The following is an 844-nucleotide window of genomic DNA, read 5'->3' as shown; positions in this document are numbered from 1 at the left end:
CTTTTTATACTCCACATCGTGGCGGGTTGTTTGGCGCCGGTGGGGGGGGGGGGGGGGGGGGGGGGGGTTTTTTGGGGGGGGGGGGGGGGGGGGGGGGGGGGGGGGCCGGGGCCCCCCCCACCCCCGCTCCGGACTGAACGGCCTCGTCCTCGGACGCCGGACGGGCCGGCGGGCGTGGGACGGGCCCGTCAGGCGAGCTGCTTCTCGACGGCCGCGACCAGTTCGGCGGCCTCGGGGCCGGTCTGCGGGGAGAACCGGGCGACGACCTTGCCGTCCCGGCCGACCAGGAACTTCTCGAAGTTCCAGCGGATGTCCCCGCTGTGGCCCTCGGCGTCGGCGAAGCCGGTCAGACGCTCGTAGAGCGCGTGCCGCCCCTCCCCGTTCACCTCGACCTTCTCGGTCATGGGGAAGGTGACGCCGTACGTGGCGGAACAGAACTCGGCGATCTCCTCGGCGCTGCCCGGCTCCTGCCCCATGAACTGGTTGCACGGAACCCCGAGCACGGTGAAGCCCTGCCCGGCGTACCGCTCGTGCAGTTGTTCGAGCCCGGCGTACTGCGGGGTGAGCCCGCACTTGGACGCCACGTTCACGATGAGCACGACCTGCCCCGCGTACTGCCCGAGGCCGGCCGGCCCGCCCTGGAGAGCGCCGATCTCCACGGCCAGGGGGGAGTCCGGGGCGATGGCGCCGTTGCTGTCTGAAGTGGTCATGAGCGGATGCTAGCCGCGAGGGGGCGGCACTGCCGAGCGTCGGTCCCCTTGCCCCGGGGGCGTCCCCGCGGCGGAATCTGCGGCGGTCCTCGCGTTCGTCCGCGCGCCGGTTCCTGTGCTTGTCCCCGCGCCGG

At 73.5% G+C, this 844-nt stretch carries 1 protein-coding gene; it reads right to left on the bottom strand.

What is annotated here, in order from left to right; all coding sequences use genetic code 11:
* Positions 1 to 188: 188 nt before the first annotated feature.
* A complete protein-coding gene (locus ACFY3J_RS34455; protein WP_384177846.1) occupies positions 189 to 710 on the bottom strand; it encodes a glutathione peroxidase in 522 nt (173 codons plus the stop codon).
* Positions 711 to 844 lie beyond the last annotated feature (134 nt).

The sequence above is a fragment of the Streptomyces sp. NPDC001231 genome (assembly GCF_042896885.1).
In the GTDB taxonomy this organism is placed as follows: Bacteria; Actinomycetota; Actinomycetes; order Streptomycetales; family Streptomycetaceae; genus Streptomyces.
The sequence above is the reverse complement of the archived record's forward strand: the minus strand, read 5'-3'. Positions and strand labels throughout refer to the sequence as shown.

What these genes read in the sequence shown, in the direction of transcription:
- ACFY3J_RS34455 (WP_384177846.1), bottom strand. Translation starts at nt 710, where the DNA reads ATGACCACTTCAGACAGCAACGGCGCCATCGCCCCGGACTCCCCCCTG.